The sequence below is a fragment of the Duganella sp. sic0402 genome, assembly GCF_019219065.1.
GTDB lineage: Bacteria > Pseudomonadota > Gammaproteobacteria > Burkholderiales > Burkholderiaceae_D > Rugamonas.
Genome location: NZ_JAHUWK010000001.1, coordinates 787,501 through 804,324 on the forward strand (window position 1 = coordinate 787,501; position 16,824 = coordinate 804,324).

The 16,824-nt window shown below is 61.0% G+C and carries 17 protein-coding genes; 5 read left to right on the plus strand and 12 right to left on the minus strand.

The features are described 5' to 3' along the window. Window positions 1–3: 3 nt before the first annotated feature. Both KW842_RS03320 and KW842_RS03325 read right to left on the minus strand, forming a co-directional pair. Complete coding sequence (locus KW842_RS03320; protein WP_218302645.1) at window positions 4–1,605, minus strand: ABC-F family ATPase; 1,602 nt, start codon at window positions 1,603–1,605, stop codon at window positions 4–6. Between the two features lie 125 nt (window positions 1,606–1,730). Further along, window positions 1,731–1,940 (minus strand): hypothetical protein, encoded by a 210-nt coding sequence (locus KW842_RS03325; RefSeq protein WP_218302646.1) that lies wholly within the window; start codon window positions 1,938–1,940, stop codon window positions 1,731–1,733. 182 nt (window positions 1,941–2,122) lie between these two features. On the opposite strand from KW842_RS03325, the gene KW842_RS03330 reads away from it, so the two are divergent. Continuing rightward, the gene (locus KW842_RS03330) at window positions 2,123–2,581 is read left to right on the plus strand and encodes a hypothetical protein (RefSeq protein ID WP_218302647.1); all 459 of its coding nucleotides are present in this window, start codon (window positions 2,123–2,125) and stop codon (window positions 2,579–2,581) included. Here the strand turns inward: KW842_RS03330 and ldcA are convergent, their stop codons facing one another. The 5 genes from ldcA to queE are packed head-to-tail and all read right to left on the minus strand — an operon-like array spanning window position 2,582 to window position 6,075. Next, window positions 2,582–3,502 (minus strand): muramoyltetrapeptide carboxypeptidase, encoded by a 921-nt coding sequence (ldcA, locus tag KW842_RS03335; RefSeq protein WP_218302648.1) that lies wholly within the window; start codon window positions 3,500–3,502, stop codon window positions 2,582–2,584. A gap of 10 nt (window positions 3,503–3,512) precedes the next feature. Then, complete coding sequence (locus tag KW842_RS03340) at window positions 3,513–4,457, minus strand: alpha/beta fold hydrolase (protein WP_218303088.1); 945 nt, start codon at window positions 4,455–4,457, stop codon at window positions 3,513–3,515. 49 nt (window positions 4,458–4,506) lie between these two features. Beyond that, a complete protein-coding gene (gene tadA, locus KW842_RS03345) occupies window positions 4,507–4,989 on the minus strand; it encodes a tRNA adenosine(34) deaminase TadA (RefSeq protein ID WP_229223455.1) in 483 nt (160 codons plus the stop codon). Next, window positions 4,979–5,428 carry a 6-carboxytetrahydropterin synthase QueD gene (queD, locus tag KW842_RS03350; RefSeq protein WP_218302649.1) on the minus strand — a complete coding sequence of 150 codons (450 nt, stop codon included), beginning with the start codon at window positions 5,426–5,428 and terminating at the stop codon, window positions 4,979–4,981. Before queD ends, tadA begins: the two co-directional genes overlap by 11 nt. Before the next feature lie 11 nt (window positions 5,429–5,439). Then, window positions 5,440–6,075: a 7-carboxy-7-deazaguanine synthase gene (gene queE / locus KW842_RS03355; RefSeq protein WP_218302650.1), complete on the minus strand. Its 636-nt coding sequence runs from the start codon at window positions 6,073–6,075 to the stop codon at window positions 5,440–5,442. 150 nt (window positions 6,076–6,225) lie between these two features. On the opposite strand from queE, the gene KW842_RS03360 reads away from it, so the two are divergent. Then, window positions 6,226–6,987, plus strand: a complete 762-nt coding sequence (locus tag KW842_RS03360) for a sensor histidine kinase (protein ID WP_218302651.1) — start codon at window positions 6,226–6,228, stop codon at window positions 6,985–6,987. Between the two features lie 43 nt (window positions 6,988–7,030). Then, on the plus strand, window positions 7,031–7,951 hold the full coding sequence (locus KW842_RS03365; RefSeq protein WP_218302652.1) for a GGDEF domain-containing protein: 921 nt from the start codon (window positions 7,031–7,033) through the stop codon (window positions 7,949–7,951). Here the strand turns inward: KW842_RS03365 and KW842_RS03370 are convergent, their stop codons facing one another. The 3 genes from KW842_RS03370 to KW842_RS03380 all read right to left on the minus strand — a co-directional run bounded on the left by KW842_RS03370 (window position 7,952) and on the right by KW842_RS03380 (window position 10,798). Then, a complete protein-coding gene (locus KW842_RS03370) occupies window positions 7,952–9,670 on the minus strand; it encodes a DUF4214 domain-containing protein (protein WP_229223457.1) in 1,719 nt (572 codons plus the stop codon). It abuts the gene before it with no gap. 100 nt (window positions 9,671–9,770) lie between these two features. Continuing rightward, window positions 9,771–10,019 carry a hypothetical protein gene (locus tag KW842_RS03375; protein ID WP_218302653.1) on the minus strand — a complete coding sequence of 83 codons (249 nt, stop codon included), beginning with the start codon at window positions 10,017–10,019 and terminating at the stop codon, window positions 9,771–9,773. After that, window positions 10,016–10,798: a DNA/RNA non-specific endonuclease gene (locus KW842_RS03380; protein ID WP_218302654.1), complete on the minus strand. Its 783-nt coding sequence runs from the start codon at window positions 10,796–10,798 to the stop codon at window positions 10,016–10,018. Before KW842_RS03380 ends, KW842_RS03375 begins: the two co-directional genes overlap by 4 nt. 290 nt (window positions 10,799–11,088) lie before the next feature. Here KW842_RS03380 and KW842_RS27695 point away from each other — a divergent pair, with 290 nt between their 5' ends. Then, window positions 11,089–12,687, plus strand: a complete 1,599-nt coding sequence (locus KW842_RS27695) for a methyl-accepting chemotaxis protein (RefSeq protein ID WP_218302655.1) — start codon at window positions 11,089–11,091, stop codon at window positions 12,685–12,687. Here KW842_RS27695 and KW842_RS03390 read toward each other — a convergent pair. Then, on the minus strand, window positions 12,638–13,291 hold the full coding sequence (locus KW842_RS03390; protein ID WP_218302656.1) for an HAD family phosphatase: 654 nt from the start codon (window positions 13,289–13,291) through the stop codon (window positions 12,638–12,640). The two genes, KW842_RS27695 and KW842_RS03390, sit on opposite strands and share 50 nt — an antisense overlap. A gap of 183 nt (window positions 13,292–13,474) precedes the next feature. Here KW842_RS03390 and KW842_RS03395 point away from each other — a divergent pair, with 183 nt between their 5' ends. After that, entirely contained in the window at window positions 13,475–16,150 is a 2,676-nt protein-coding gene (locus KW842_RS03395) for a PAS domain S-box protein (RefSeq protein WP_218302657.1), read from the plus strand. On the opposite strand, the gene KW842_RS03400 is transcribed toward KW842_RS03395, so the two are convergent. Next, complete coding sequence (locus KW842_RS03400) at window positions 16,147–16,785, minus strand: FABP family protein (RefSeq protein WP_218302658.1); 639 nt, start codon at window positions 16,783–16,785, stop codon at window positions 16,147–16,149. The two genes, KW842_RS03395 and KW842_RS03400, sit on opposite strands and share 4 nt — an antisense overlap. Between the last annotated feature and the right edge of the window lie 39 nt (window positions 16,786–16,824).

Sequence of the window (16,824 nt, forward strand, 5' to 3'; positions counted from 1 at the left end):
GGCTTAGGCGATACCTTGGCTGGTCAGATACTCTTCGTAGTTACCGCGGAAATCGACGATTTCGTTGTCCTTGATTTCGATGATGCGGTTCGCCAGCGACGAGACGAATTCGCGGTCGTGCGAAACGAAGATCAGGGTGCCGGCGTATTTATCCAGCGCGATGTTCAGCGACTCGATCGATTCCATGTCCATGTGGTTGGTCGGTTCGTCCAGCAGCAGCACGTTGTGACGGCCCAGCATCAGCTTACCGTACATCATGCGGCCTTTCTCACCACCGGACAGCACGGTGACCGACTTCTTCACTTCGTCACCGCCGAACAGCAGGCGGCCGAGGATCGAGCGCACGGCTTGATCATCATCGCCTTCCTTGGTCCACTTGCCCATCCAGTCGGTCAGCGTGATCTCTTTGGCGAAATCTTCGGTCGGGTCCTGCGGCATGTAGCCGACATTGGCGTTTTCCGCCCACTTGACCATGCCGTGATCGGCGTGCAGACCGGCGATGTCATCACCGCCGATGCAACGCAGCATGGTGGTCTTGCCGGCGCCGTTGGCGCCAATGATGGCAATGCGCTCGCCCGCTTCCACCATGATGCTGAAATTATTGAACAGCGTGCGGTCGTATTTCTTGCTCAGGCCTTCGGCTTCCACCGCCAGGCGGTGCAGCTTCTTCTCGCCTTCGAAACGCACGAATGGATAGGCGCGCGAGGACGGCTTGATGTCTTCCACCTTGATCTTGTCGATCATCTTGGCGCGCGAGGTCGCCTGGCGGGCCTTGGACTTGTTGGCCGAGAAGCGGCGTACGAAGTCCTGCAGCTCGGCGACTTTCTCTTTCGCCTTGGCGTTGTTGGCCAGCTGCTGATTACGGGCTTGGGTCGACGCCAGCATGTAGTCGTCGTAATTGCCTGGGTAGATCTTCAGCGTGCCGTAATCCATGTCGGCCACGTGGGTGCACACCTGGTTCAGGAAGTGGCGATCGTGGGAAATGATGATCATGGTGGAATTGCGCTCGTTGAGCACATCTTCCAGCCAGCGGATGGTGTTGATGTCCAGGTTATTGGTCGGCTCGTCCAGCAGCAGGATGTCCGGATTCGAGAACAGCGCCTGCGCCAGCAGCACGCGCAGCTTCCAGCCTGGCGACACGGCGCTCATCGGGCCCTGGTGCAGGTCGATGCTGATGCCCACGCCCAGCAGCAGCTCGCCGGCGCGCGCCTCAGCAGTATAGCCGTCGTATTCGGCGACTTTGCCCTCCAGGTCGGCGGCTTTCATGTAGTCGTCGTCGGTGGCTTCCGGATTGGCGTAGATCGCATCGCGCTCGGCCATCGCGGCCCACATCTCGGTGTGGCCCATCATCACCACATCCAGCACGCGCATTTCTTCGTAAGCGAATTGATCCTGGCGCAGCTTACCCAGACGCTCGTTCACATCCAGCATCACGTTGCCACCCGACGGCTCCAGGTCGCCACCCAGAATCTTCATGAAAGTGGACTTGCCGCAGCCGTTGGCGCCGATCAGGCCATAGCGGTTGCCGTCGCCAAACTTGACGGAAATGTTTTCAAACAGCGGCTTGGCGCCGAATTGCATCGTGATATTGGCTGTGCTGAGCATGTAGAGTTAGACTTTTCTGAATTAAATCATGCCGTTAGGCGGAAACCGGACATTATACAACACCGTCACGCCCCTCGCCTCTCAGTGCCGCACGATAAATATCAAGAACCTGGCAGCGGGAATGCTTATTTTGGCAAGCCGACGCGCGCGGCGTAGCTGGTCGCCAAGGCTTGAGCGAGCGTGGCGATCACCTGGGCGTTCGGCGACTGGCCGGGCGTGGTGGTGAACGGCGGCTGGGAAGCCAATTGTGTCGCGACACCGATTTGCGCCCGCAAAATCGCCTCCGCTTGTTTCAGGTGGGACTCGGTCTCGACTCCGAAATGACTATAAGACATTGATTTCTCCACAAGTTAAGGACAAACGATATTAGCACGCCCTGGATCCGACAAAGATTGGCAGACAGACAGCTCGGGCCAGGCTGATGATGCTGACAGAGCTGTTGGTGGTCGGCGGCGCCAGTAATATAATCAGGTCAAGACGGCGTCCACGCGAAGGCGCCCATTACCTGGAAAACTCAATGAAAGCTTTGCTCGTTTTGCTGGCCGCATCCGGCTCCGCCCTTGCCTCTGATGCTGACCTGCTGCGCTGCCGCGCGCTGACCGATGTCGCCGCGCGTGTAGCGTGCTATGACGCGATCCCGCTGGCAGCTGGCAAGGCCGCTCCCAAGCCAGCCGTCTCTGCCGCCGCAACGCCGGCAGCCGCCAGCGCCAACTTCGGTCTGAGCGCCACGCAGATGCGCAAGCCGGATGAGCCCAACTCCGTAGAGTCGACGCTTGTTGGCCGCATCGACGGCTGGGGACCAACTACGCAATTCCGTCTGGCCAACGGCCAGGTGTGGCGCGTCGCCGACGACAGCTCCGGCTCGGTCACGGAAATCGAAAATCCAAAAATCACCATCACCCGCAACAGCCTTGGCACCATCTTCCTGGAAATCGAAGGCAGCAAGCAGGCGCCGCGCGTGCGCCGCCTGCAATGATTACAACGTCGGGTAGTCGCTGATCGTCAGATCGAAGCCGCGTTCGCTGGAAACCAGGTGCGCCAGGCCGCCATACGGCAGCGTGGCGCGTTCCTTGATATGCCCGAACGGCAGTCCGGTCAGCACCGGTATCGGCAGGCGTGAACGCAGATAGGCCAGCATCGTTTCAAAGTCATAGCCGTTATCCATGGCATTCAGCTTGTAGCCGGAAAAGTCGCCTAGCACCAGCGCCTGCTGGCGATCCAGCACGCCGGCGTACAGCAGCTGCAGCACCATGCGCTCGATGCGGTAAGGATGCTCGCTAATATCCTCGATGAAGCAGATGCCATCATTCAGCGCCTGGAAATACGCTGTGCCGAGCAGGCTGACCAGCATCGCCAGATTGCCGCCCCATAGCTTGCCGCTGACATTCACCAGCGGATTATCCGAACCGCCCTCGCCGACCGTGCCGCGCACCTGGTGCACCGGCCCGCGCAGGCAATCCCAGAACTGGTTCAAGGTGTACTCCACAGGCTCGGCGCGGATAAAATCATCGCAGATCATCGGCCCGCCGAAGCTGACGCGCCCGGTCTGCTTCAGCAGCGGCATCTGGAAGGCAGTGAAGTCGCTATAGCCGACAAACAGCTTGCCGCTGTCCGCCATCTTGTGAAAGTCGATCATCGGCAGCAGGCGCGACATGCCATACGAGCCGCGCAGTGCAATCACCACCTGCACGGCAGGATCGGCCGCAGCGGCGTTCAGCTGCGCCAGGCGCCACTCGTCGGTGCCGCCAAAGCGCTGAAACCGTTGATCATCGTCGTAGTAGTTATGCACCAGGTAGCCCTGCTGTTCCAGGCGGCGTACGCCGGCCAGCAAAGCATCGTTGTCCGGCGCGCGGCCGCTGGGCGCCGCAATGGCGATGCCGATTTTCGGTGTGCTCAAAGTATCTCGATTATTGATGTGTGCCGCTGCCGGTGCGATGCCGTGTCAGCGGAGGAAGGTCTGGCGCCATATTACCGCGCAGGTGCTGGTCCAGCAAGGCAAGCAGGCGCTCGATCAGCTGCGGCGGCAAGTCGTGTCCCATGCCTTCGATGATGTGCAGCCGGGCGCCGGGAATCGACTGGGCGGTATCGACGCCGCACGCCACCGGTACCAGCGGATCGGCCGCGCCGTGTATCACCAGCGAAGGACAGCGTATCTTGCGCAGCAACGGCGTGCGGTCGCCGCTGGCGACAATTGCAACCAACTGGCGCGCGATGCCATCCGCGCTGACGCTGCGCTCCAGCGCACGTTCGATGGAAGCGCGCAGCGTGCGCTCAGGTATCGGGAAAGACGGACTGCCGATCAAACGGAAGGTGGCCATGCTGTGTTCCACCACCTCGTTGCGGTTGCGCGGATCGGGCGGTGGCCGCATCAGCGCGTTGCGCGCCGCCGGCTCCGGGCCGGGCAAGCCACGCCGCCCGCTGCTGGACATGATGGAAGTCAGGCTCAGTGTACGGCCGGGAAAGCGCGCTGCAAACAGCTGCGCGATCATGCCGCCCATCGAAACGCCAAGCAGATGTGCCTTGCTCACGCCAATTGCATCCAGCAGGCCGAGCGCGTCGTCAGCCATATCGTTCAATGTATAAGGGGCGGCCTGCTTCCAGCCCACCAGCGACTTCAGGTAGGTCCACAACACATTCGGTTTTTTGTATTGATGCAGTTTGCTGGACAGGCCGACATCGCGGTTGTCGTAGCGGATCACGTAATAGCCCTGCTCCACCAGACCATCAACCAGATCCTGCGGCCAGGCGATCAGCTGCATGCCCAGCCCCATGATCAGCAATACCGGCGGATCAAGCGGATTACCACTGGTTTCGTAGGCAATCGTGATGCCGTTTGCTTGCGCGGTAGCCAACGCCGTCTCCCTCAATCCCGAACCATCGGTGGGATTGAGCATACCACTTTTACTCTTGGGTGGCGCGTCTGGCTGCCGTGGCCGCCGCGCGGCGGGCGGCAAAAAAGTTCTTCAGCATGGCGCCGCACTCGTCGGCCATGACGCCGCCGACAACCTCGGTGTGGTGATTCAGCTGCTCCTGCTCAAACAGATTGAGCACCGAGCCGCAGGCGCCGGTTTTGGGATCGGCGGCGCCGAATACTACCTTGGCCAGACGCGCATGCATCATCGCGCCGGAACACATAACGCACGGCTCCAGCGTCACATATAGCTCGCAGCCCGGCAGCCGGTAATTGCCGAGTTTTTCGGCGGCGGCGCGCAGCGCGACGATTTCCGCATGCGCAGTCGGATCATGCTGGCCGATCGGCTGGTTACAGCCAACCGCAATGACTTCACCATCCTTGACGACGACGGCACCCACCGGCACCTCGCCGAGATTCCACGCTTGCTGCGCCTGCTCCAACGCCAGGCGCATGTAGGCGTCAGACGCCATCGGTGATTTCAGCCCAGCAGTTCGGGGTTTCGTGCAGCACCAGCTTGTGCAGGTGCAGGCCGGTGCCGTAGCGGTCCTTGTAAGCGGCTTTCAGGATGCCGAAAGCCACGTGGGCCAGGTTTTCCACGGTCGGAATGCGGTCGATCACCACGGTTTTATGGTTCGGCAGCGTCGCCAGGAACTCGCGCACGGCGTTGTCTTTTTCATAGACGATGAAGGCGTGGTCCCAGACATCGACCAGATGCTGCTTTGCCAGCGCCTTGATGTCGGAAAAGTCCATGATCATGCCGTTGTCGGAATTCCCCTCTACGTCAATGATATTGCCGGTCAGCGTGATTTCCAGCGTATAGCGGTGACCGTGCAGATTGCGGCACTGGCTCTTGTGATCAGGAATACGGTGGCCGGCGTCGAACTCCAGCTTGCGGGTGATGGTCAGCACGAATTGCTCTCTTATGGTATCTGTAATAGTTTATGGGTCTGCAAGCTCAGCTTCCACTTCGGGTTGCGCTTGCAGGTTTCGATCGCCAGCTTGATATTGAAATCAGCCAGCGGGCCATCCATGGCCTGCACGTAGAAATTCTCGAAGTCCAGCTGTTCGTAGAGTGACAGGTCCTGATTCGCCTGCGGGATCACCACCTTGATCTCGCTGCCTTTCTTGACCACCAGCTCGGAGCCCATCTTCGGGCTGACGCAGATCCAGTCCACGCCGTCCGGCACCGGCAGCGTGCCGTTGGTTTCAATCGCGATGGTGAAGCCGACCGCGTGCATGGCGTCGATCAGCGGTTTGTCGAGTTGCAGCAGCGGTTCGCCGCCGGTGAACACCACATACTTGCTGGCGGCATACGTCTCCGGCCACAGTGCGTTGATGGTGGCTGCCAATTCTTCAGGCGATTTGAACTTGCCACCGCCTTCGCCATCGGTGCCGACAAAGTCGGTGTCGCAGAACTGGCAAATGGCGCTGGCGCGGTCGCTCTCGCGGCCAGTCCACAGGTTGCAGCCAGAAAAACGGCAGAACACGGCCGGACGGCCCGCGTGGGCGCCCTCACCTTGCAACGTGTAGAAAATCTCTTTGATGCTGTAAGTCACGATAGTTCCTGATAGGACAACCCTCAATTATATCTCACGCCACACAATCCGGATAGCAACAGCCAAAGACTGAAAAACGTTGACATTCCACAATGCTTCTTTGCGGCAAGCGGGCTAAGGTGGCTTGTGGGTCATCCTGGGAAGAACACCATGCGATACGCGCCAGCCTTGCTTGAAATCGACTTCTTCTGCGCCGGCGGCTGCCTGCTGGCTTGCGTCGCCGGACTATTTTTATGCTGGCGCCAGCACCTGCAAGCGCGCCGCGCGCTCGGCGAGGCGCGCTGCCAGATTGTGCGCCTGGCCGCCGCCCAGCAATCGCTGCGCGACGCCGAACGCCGCCGCATCGGCCGCGACCTGCATGACGACCTGGGGCAGCATCTGCTGGCGCTCGGCATGAGCGCGGCGACGCTGACCAGCCAGCATCCGGCGCTGCACCTGCAACTGGCGCCGATGCAGGAACGGGTGCGCCAAGCCACCCGCGCATTGCGCTCCATTGTCCACGATTTGGACGCCGAAGCCCTGGAATCCGGACTGGAAGGCGCGGTACAGCAACAGATTGCGCAATTTTCGCGCCTGAGCGGCGTCCGCTGCCGGCTGGACGCCGAGCCGGCAGCTTTCGCCGCCACGCCCGGCAAGGACATGGACCAACTACTCTATCGCGTGCTGCAGGAGTCACTGAGTAATATCGTGCGGCACGCGCACGCTTCCGAAGTTTGCGTCGGCCTGTGCCGCCAGGAGCATAGCCTGAGCCTGACGGTGCGCGACAACGGCGTCGGCCTGCCACAGCAGCGGCGCGGCCACGGCTTGCGCGGCATCGCCGAGCGCGTCGCCGAGGCTGGCGGCCGCTTCGACATCGCCAGTATGCCGGGCGTCGGCACGGCGCTGACCATGTCCTTCCCCTTGTACTCCTAAGCAAAGGCGCGCCATGACCGGAATACAAAAAGTCCAGCACCTAATGGAATTTTCGCAAGCAAACCAGCAGCACGGCTTTGCCCTCAAGCTGATGGAACTGCTGGTGATCCCTACCTTTGTCATCGACACCGCCGGCAAGGTCATCATCTGGAACCGCGCCTGCGAACGCCTGACCGGCACGGCGGCATGGGAAGTGCTGGGCACTTCGGATCACTGGAAAAGCTTTTACCACGAGCAGCGGCCAACGCTGGCCGACCTGGTGGTCCAGGGCAGCAGCAGCGATCACAATCTGTGTGCGGAAAACTGGTGCGATATGCCGCGCGTCGGCCGGCGGCGCTTTCTGGCCGCAGACGCCAGCCCGATCTTCGACAGCGACGGCAAGCTGCTGGCGGTCGTGGAAACGCTGCGCGACATTACCGACGAAAAGCGCGCACAGGTCGCGCTACAGCAGCTGGCGACGCGCGACGGCCTGACCGGCCTGGCCAACCGCCGCTGCTTTGACGACACGCTGAACGCCGAATGGCAGCGCGCGCTGCGCAACCAGCAGCCACTCTCACTACTCATGGTCGATGTCGACAACTTCAAGCAATACAACGACGCCTACGGCCACCTGGGCGGCGACGAATGCCTGCAACGCATCGCCAGCGCGGTGTCCAGCGAGATGCGCACCAACGATCTGGTGGCGCGTTACGGCGGCGAGGAATTTGCGGTGATCCTGCCGAATCAGTCATTGAAAGGCGCGGCGATTGTCGCGGAACGTATCCGCTGCCGGGTCGAACAGCTGCGCCTGCCCAACCTCGGCAGCAAGCAGCATGTGGTGACCGTAAGCATAGGCGCGGCTACCGCGCTGGTGGTGCCCGAAAACGACCCCAGCCAGCTAGTAGCGACGGCCGACTCAGCGCTTTACCGCGCCAAGCACATGGGCCGCAACCGCATCAGCCTGCCGGGCGCCGATGAGCGGTGATCAGACTGTCAACCAAGGCGTGTAAGCAATCCCGACTGGAATGATCTTGGCGATTAAGTCAATGTTTTCGGCGGACTCGGAGAAGTTCACCAGCAACTGCTCCCGCGACATGCCATTATTCAGCGCGTTCAGTTGCACCGCGAAACCGGCCGCATCCGGCGCGCGGTTCAACACATTGTTGTACAACTTGGTTACATAAACATCGTTACCGGCATTGGCGCCATAGGCTTCTTCAAATTCGGGATTGTTGATAAATCCCCTGGCGACCGACAGCAAAGCCTGGCCATGATCCATGCGGTAAAGCCAGAAGCCCATGCCAACATCGTCCGGCCCGCGATCGAATACCGCGCTGTACAGACGGTACAGCTGCCCGGAAACGCCGTCGGTGTCCAGCGCCAGCCCAGTCTTGTCACTGAATTCAACCCGCTCCACACCGGCCAGCAAGTCGGTGCCGCCGCTGCCAACCTGGTCCCTGAACGTGACCCCGCCATTTTCAGCCGAGACCACAAAATCGGCACGCTTGCCGCCAAAGTTCACCAGATCAAGCCCGCCGCCAGCGGTAATCAGCTGGCTGCCTGCGCCGGCCGTCAGCACATCATTGTTGGCAGTGCCGCTCAAAATCGAATTGAAGCTGGCCAGCGATATCGTCGCGTCGCTGAATTGCAGCGTGGAGATGGCGTTCAGGCTATCCATCCCCTCGCCGCTGACGGACAAGCTGCTCGACTGGCCGCTAATAATGTGCGAGGACAGCGATTTGGCGAACACCACTTTGTCGTTCCCGCCACCGCCAGAGATCACATCATTGCCTGCACCCTGATAAATGACATCGTTGCCGGCGCCGCCGATAATGGTATTGCCAGCGTCATTGGCGTAAATGGTCGCATCGCCTCTGCCAGCAATGGCGCGCTCAATCGTGACGTTGTAGGCGATGGAGATATTGTTATAGCCAGGCGCAGTCGAGCTGAAAGTGCCGGCGTTCAGGTTGATGATGGTGGCGTCGGTGGTCGCCGAAAAATCGAACGTATCGGTGCCGCCCGCATCCCAGATTGCCTGAGGCGCCGAGCTGCGGACAAATCTGTAGGTATCGGCGCCGGTGTGGTAACTCATATTCGCGCCATACAGGTATTGGATGGCCTGGATGTCGTACAGCATCGGCGTGACACCATACAGGCCGTTCAGGCTAAAGCCAGAACCCGAGTGATACGACATCTGCGTATAGTCGAGATTATCCGTCGAGGCTGGCAGGTATGGACCGCCTATATCACTGCCCAGTGAATCGTAATTGCCGGGGTGTTTCAGGCCCAGCGTATGGCCCAGTTCATGGATCAACACCGACAAGCCGAACGATCCAGCGGAAAAATCTTTGCTGTAGCTGCCGGTATTGTTCAGATACAAAGGCGTGGGATCAACGCCGTTTGGCAGGTAGGCATAGCCGCTGCTGGAACGGCCTTGGTCATTGGTGCCTATCTGAAGATTGCCGTTCGACGAAACTTCCCGGAAAGTGATGTTGGCGACGGCCGCCCACGAAGCCAAGGCTGCGCGTATGCCGTCCTTTTGCACCGAGTCCATCGCACTGAAACCGTTGGCGTCCTCGGTCGAGGCGTCACTCGGCACGCGGGTGAGGAAGCTGTAGGTCAGGGTGACGGCTTGGCCAGCCTGGGATTTCCAGCTGGATTCCACCAGCGAATCGATCGAATTATTACCAGTAGTCAGGCTCATTATTGCGCAATCTTGGGACGGTCAAAAAGTTATGCAAGGATAGCACCTTTCACCTCGGAATTGCCTTGGAGATCGGCTAAAGATACCTATGTGCAACAGCTTATTCGAAGGGATTGGCGACCGTGGTAATGACAGGCGGCGGCAGCTGCTCCGGCAGTGCTTGCCCCTCCAGCTTGGCAACAATGTCCGTCAGCAATTGCTGAAGCGCGCGGGCGTCCGCCAGGCCGGCTTTATCGGCAGTCAGGTCGATATCGCCGCTGACAGTGACGCGGTCCAGGCGGTTCTCGATGCTCAGGCCGCCGATATGCAGCACGTCCGATTCATTCTTGTAGGGGGTGAATTTGCTCATTTTTTATCCTTCCGTTGGCGCACATTGGGCAGGCGCAGCGTTAGCTGCTTTTGCGCCGGAGTCAACGACGGCAGCAGGTCGATGCCAATTTTCTCTTCAAGCTGCGCAATGCTCAAGGTTTCATATTGGGCATCGGCACGGTTCTCGATGAAATAGGCGGCGCCCGCATGCTGGCGCGGGCTGTACACCAGCTTGTACAAATGCGTCGGCACCAGCACATTGCCAACCTTGCGCAAATTCCCGCCGATGAAAGCCGGGCCGGTAATCACGTACAAATCGCCCTCCTTCTGCGCCATTTTGCGCACCACGCTTTCGATGCCCGCCCAGATATGCCGGTTCACTTCAGCGTCCTGCGGCACCATATTGGCCAGCGTAAAGCTCTCGTGCTGGGTGGCGCGGTCCGGCATGTCGCCGTTGGGCGCCATGTGGCCGCGATCATAGCCGCTGCGGGCGTAATCGGACAATTCCGCGCGCGCCTTGGCGGACAAGCGGGACTCGGGATGGAAGGTGTTTTCGCGCGACAGCGTCCTGGCGGCCTGTATGTTTTCCGCAGTCAGGTGCTCGGCTGACCACAGCGGCGTGCGCGTGACGCCGCTGTGCATCACGCCAAACACGCCGTAGCACAGCTCGGTGGTGGCGGTGCTCATTTTGCTGTTGCGGATTTCCGGCAGACGGCCATCGACGTAATGGATCGGGCATTCGCTGGCGGCGGCGAAACCGGCGGCAAGCAGGCCGGCGGCGAGCGCTGCGGCGGCCAAAGTGCGCTGTATCAGATGCATGTTTTCCTGGGGCGATAAAAGGTCGCCGCATTCTAGCGGAGCGCCCAACAAACAAAAAGGGCCGCCGTTCAATCGAACGGCGGCCCTCTCAAAACATCCAGCCCTACCAAGGCAATGTTTTTATTTCACGTAAAGCAATACTGCTTGTAATTATACACACGTATTTTCAATTCCGCAAGTTGTTGCTTCCAGTGCAAATATATTCATTCTAGTAAGAAATATTGCTGTCTCTGCATGATTATTTTGGCTACACTCTACATCTCTAATGGCAATTACTAGAATTCTGAATCATGAATATTTCTAATTTGAAGATCGGCCATCGCCTGACTATTGGTTTCTCACTGACCACCATACTGCTGGTGATCGTGGTGGTGGTCGGCGCCTTGGGTCTGCGTGCTACCAGCGACGAAATCAAACTGGTGGTGCAGGACCGCTATATGAAAATCGGCTTGCTCAATGACGTCAAGGATCGGGTTGCCCAACAATCCCGCAGCTTGCGCGACCTGCTGCTGATCGACGCAGGCGAATTGAATGCCGAATACGCGTCGATCGAACAGCGCAGCAAGGAAATCCGCGCCCTGCTCGACCAGCTGGGCGGCATGCTGAAACAGCCGCAGGCGCTGGCACTGTTCAAGGAGTTAAACGACGCGCGCGCCGTCTACTCGCCGCTGCGCGACCAGTTGATCGTCGCTGTCAAAGCTGGCGATAAGGACAGCGCGGCCAGCCTGCTGCTGCACAAGGTGCGTGCAGCGCAAACGGACTATGTGGCAGCGCTGGACAAGCTGATCGCCTTCCAGGCGCAGTTGATGCGGGATTCGGGCGAGCACGCCGAACAAACCGCCAACCGCTCCGGCGCGCTGATGATCGCGCTTGGTGTCGCCGGCGCCGCGCTTGGCCTGTTGGCCGGCTGGTATGTCACCCGCAGCATCGTGCGTCCGATCAGCTATGCGGTGCGGGTCGCGCGGACGGTGGCTGGCGGCGATCTGAGTTCCGATATTCAGGTGCGTACCCGCGATGAGGTGGGCCAGTTATCGGCCGCGCTGCGTGAGATGAATGGCAGCCTGATTTCGATTGTCGCCGAAGTACGCAAAGGCACGGATTCGATCGGCACCGCGTCGGCAGAAATCGCCGCCGGCAATCTGGACCTGTCCGAGCGCACCGAGCGCCAGGCAGGCTCGCTGGAAGAAACCGCATCGTCGATGGAGCAGCTGACGTCCACCGTCAAACTGAACGCCGCCAACGCCAATCAGGCCAACCAGCTGGCAATATCGGCGTCCGACGTGGCAGGCAAAGGCGGCGCGGTGGTGGCGCAGGTAGTCGACACCATGGCCTCGATCAACGCTTCGTCGCGCAAGATTGTCGATATCATCTCGGTCATTGACGGCATCGCCTTCCAGACCAACATCCTGGCGCTGAACGCTGCGGTGGAAGCGGCGCGCGCCGGCGAGCAAGGCCGCGGCTTTGCCGTGGTGGCGACGGAAGTGCGCAACCTGGCGCAGCGCTCGGCCGCCGCCGCCAAGGAGATCAAGGAGTTGATCGGCGATTCGGTGGACAAGGTAGACGCCGGCGCGCGCCTGGTCGATCAGGCCGGCGCGACGATGGAGGAGATCGTCACCAGCGTGCGCCGCGTGACCGATATCATGGGCGAAATCGCCAACGCCAGCCAGGAACAGCTGACCGGCATTGAACATATCAATGGCGCCATCACCGAGATGGATCAGACCACGCAACAAAACGCCGCGCTGGTCGAGCAAGCATCGGCTGCCGCCACCACCATGCAGGAACAGGCCACGCACCTGGTGCAGGCAGTCAGCGTGTTCAAACTGCACGGTGCTCAGTTCAGCCAGGCGCCATCAGCGCTTCAATCTCGGCCTGCACTTGCCCCATAGTGTCCACCACTCGCCAGGCGCCGGGGAAATCATGATGCCGTGTCAGCGCATTGCGCAGGATGATGCAGCGGATGCCGGCCGCCGTCGCGGCCTGCAAGCCGCGCGGTGAATCCTCGATCACCAGCACCTGATCAGCGCTGACACCCAGGCGTTGCAGACCAAGCAGATACGGCTCCGGCGACGGCTTGCTGTGCGCGTAGGACTCATGCGTCAGCACGAACTCAAAATGCCGGCGCAGATCCAGCCGCTGGTGAATGATATCGAAATGGTCGGCATTGGAACTGGTGACCACGCCCATCCGCAGGCGCGGCGACAGCGCCGCCAGCACCTCGGCCACGCCGTCTATCGCCGGAATATGCTCGGACGCCAGCCGCGCCGCATACCGCACATTGCGCGCGCTGCGTTCCGCCTCAATCGCCGCCTTGCTCAATGGCGGCTGCAGCAAATGCCACGCACCGCAGTTATCCGCCAGATACCAGTCGAAAAAATGCTGCGCGCTGAGCTCCAGCCCGAATGGCCTGAACAGATCACGGTTGGCTTCATAAAACAGCTGCTCGGTGTCGACCAGCACACCATCGTTATCCCACAAAATCGCCCGCAGCATAATCCGCATTCCTTGTAAAGAACGGCACGCCGACTGTGGCGTTACCGCAGCGCGCATTGTACTCGCTGGTTTTGCCATGCAGGGTATGACATACTCAAAGCACCGCAGACCACCCACCGCAACATGGCCGTTTTTGCAACGCTACCACGCAGCCTCAAATTTCGTATGACCGGCGTCGTGGTCATGCTGGTCCTGACCGCCACGCTGATCGTCACACTGGTGGCTTTGCTGCTGGCGGAGCGCGACATGAAAAGCGTGATCGGCGACCAGCAGTACGCGCTCCTGACCTCCGCCGCCGCCCAGGTGGATGCACAACTGGCGTCGCGCAAAGTGCTGCTGGCCAGCCTGGCCGACACCATCCCGCTCGACGCCGGCGAAGATCCGCGTGCGATGCAGGCCTTTGTCGACCGCCATCCGGTGGCGCGCAAGGAATTCCTCAACCTGCACCTGTTCACCCGCCAGGGCAGCCTGCTGCACACCCAGGGCGACCATGCGGCAGCCGCACTGGCGCTCAATCCGCGCAGCCGCGCCTTCCTCGAAAACGCGCTGGCCGGCGGCAAGACCGTCATCTCGCCACCATATAAAAGTGTGCTGACCGGCCTCCCCTCCATCATGATTTTGCAACCGGTACACGACGCGCAAGGCGGCGTGGCCATGCTACTGGGCGGCAGCATCGACTTGAGCAACGCGGCATTCCTTGACCAGGTGGCGGCGCAAAAGCCGGGTAAAGGCGGCTTCGTATTCATCATGACCAAAGGCGGCATCCTGCTGCATCATCCGGATGAAAAGCGGCTGCTGGAGCACATCAACGCCCGGCCTGGCTACAACCGCGCCACCGAAATGGCGCTGCGCGGCTTTGAAGGCTGGACCGAAGCGGCCAACAAGGAAGGCAGCGCAGGCATTTATTCATACAAGCAGTTGCAGCAGACCGACTGGATTATCGGTGCCCGCTTCCCGGTCGAAGAAGCGTTCGCATCGATGATACAGATGCGCCACCACGCCATGCTGGCGGCCGCCCTGTTTGCCGCCATCGCCGGACTGATGGCGTGGCGCGCGATCCGCGACCTGCTCAAACCGCTGGACCGGCTGCACCGCAACGTCAACGACATCCGCGCCGGCGTGGCCGATATCAGCGTGCTGCAACGGCATGGCGCCGGCGAAATCGGCGAGTTAAGCGCGGCCTTCCACGAACTGATGGCGGAACGCGAAGCCGCGCAAAAAGCCATCCGCGACAGCGAATCGCTGATCAGCAGCATCCTGGAACGCGCGCCCGACGCCTTTGTCAGCTGCGATAACAGCGGAATCGTCACAAAATGGAACGCCGCCGCCGAACGCACCTTCGGCTACCCGCGCGAAGAAGCCGTCGGCCACGACATCGCCGACCTGATCGTGCCGGCAGCGCAGCGCGGCGCGCACCGATCCGGCATGTTGTACTTTGCGCGCGGCGGCTCCGGCGCCATGCTCAATTCCCGCATGCGGCTCAACGCCATGCACAAGGACGGCCACGAGATACCGGTGGAACTGTCGCTGGGCGCGCTGCGCCACGACGGCGCATACCACGCCACCGCCTTCCTGCATGACATCACCGAGCGGGTACTGTATGAGCAGCAGATCGCCGCCAGCGAAAAGCGCCTGCGCACCGTCGCCGACAGCATGCCGGCGCTGATCGCCTACATTGACCGCGACCTGCGCTACCGCTTCACCAACGAACACTTCCGCTCGCTGCTGGGCCTCGATCCGCGCAGCATGCTGGGCAAGACCGTGTACGAGGTGCTGGGCGCGGAGTTCGCCGACAGCCTGGCGTATCACAGCCAGGCGGCGCTGCGCGGCCAGCGCGTGCATTACGAACGCGAAGGCGTGCATAAAGGCCTCAAACGCCAGATGATGGGCGACCTGGTGCCGGACATCGGCGCTGACGGCAAGGTACTCGGCTTCTACATGATGGCGCTGGATATCACCGAGCGCAAAAACGCAGAATTGCAGCAAGCCGCCAGTGAGAAACGCCTTAAGCTGCTGACCGATAACCTGCCGGTGCTGATTGCCTATCTGGACCGCGAACGCAAGTTCCAGTTCCTGAATCACACCTTCCTCCATTGGTTCGGCATCGATCCGCAAACACTGCTGGGCCGCCATGCGGCCGAAGCCATCGGCACCGACCATTACTACACAGCGGAGCCGCACCTGGACCGTGCCTATCGCGGCGAAATGGTGAGCTACGAATTACAGGCGCGCATGGGCGACCGGCCGCATACCCTGGAAACCACCTTTGTCCCTGAACTTGGCGCGGACGGTGAAGTGCTGGGCATCTACTCGCTGACCCACGACACCACGCACATGAAGCAGATCGAGGAGCGGCTCAAGCATCTGGCGCGTATTGACAGCCTGACCGGCATCGCCAACCGCCTGATGTTCGAGGAAATCCTGCAAATGTCGATCACGCGGGCGCGGCGCAACCGCAAGCCGGTGGCGCTGGCCTATCTGGACATCGATCACTTCAAGGACATCAACGACACGCGCGGCCACGCCGCGGGTGACCTGGTGCTGAAGGAATTTGCCGCGCGCCTGATCGCCAGCGTACGCGCCTCGGATTCCGTGGCGCGGCTGGCCGGTGATGAATTCGTGATCGTATTTGAACAGGTGTCCTGCGCCGAGGAAGCATCGCGGCTGGCCGCCAAGATCGTGGAAGCGGTGCGTCCGCCCTTCACCGTGGAGGGCATGCCGCGCCAGGTCACCACCAGCATGGGCGTGGCGCTGCACCAGGGCGATGAGGAATCGGCGCCGGAACTGCTGGCGCGCGCCGATTCCGCGCTGTACGCGGCCAAGCGCAATGGCCGCGACGGTTACGTCATCGCCAGTTAAGCGGCAACGCCGCTGGCCAGCGGATTCGGCACCGGATCGGCCACGCGGTGCAGCAGGTTGCGGTCGCGGTGATGGAACTCTTCCTCGCCGCGCAGCAGCATCACGGTGTCTTCCTCGTAGCCCCAGCTGCCGTCATCGTTGATGGTGACCTTGATGCGGTACTCGGTGGTCTTGAAGCCGAATTCCAGGAAGGGATTCGAACGGATGCCATAGGTATCGGACTCCAGCCGCGCCACCAGTTCGAATTCCTTTGCATCCGGTTCCACCACGGCGGACGCCATGGCGATCTGGCCGCGCGGGATGCCCAGCGTCTGGATCACGGTCTTGGTCTTCGGCTCCCACAGCCAGTAGCCAACCTGCTCGTGATAGGTCTTGACGTTGTCCGGCTTGTTCACAATGATCAAGTAGCGCAGGCCGTAGAACAGCTGCGGGCCGTTGGTGACGGGATCAATCGGATACAGCTCGATGCGCTCGACATAGGCCTGCTTGCGCGCGCCGTCGGCCTTGGGCTTGATATCCAGCCCGCGCTCGCCCTTCCAGATGCCGGCCATCGGTGCCAGCGGCCCGAGGTTGTTGAGGGTGTTGACGTCGATCGGATGCGGTTCGGTATAGATATCGTTGGAAAACTCGGTCATGCCTGGTTCCTGTTTTGGTGAGGATGTTATGGTTTTAGG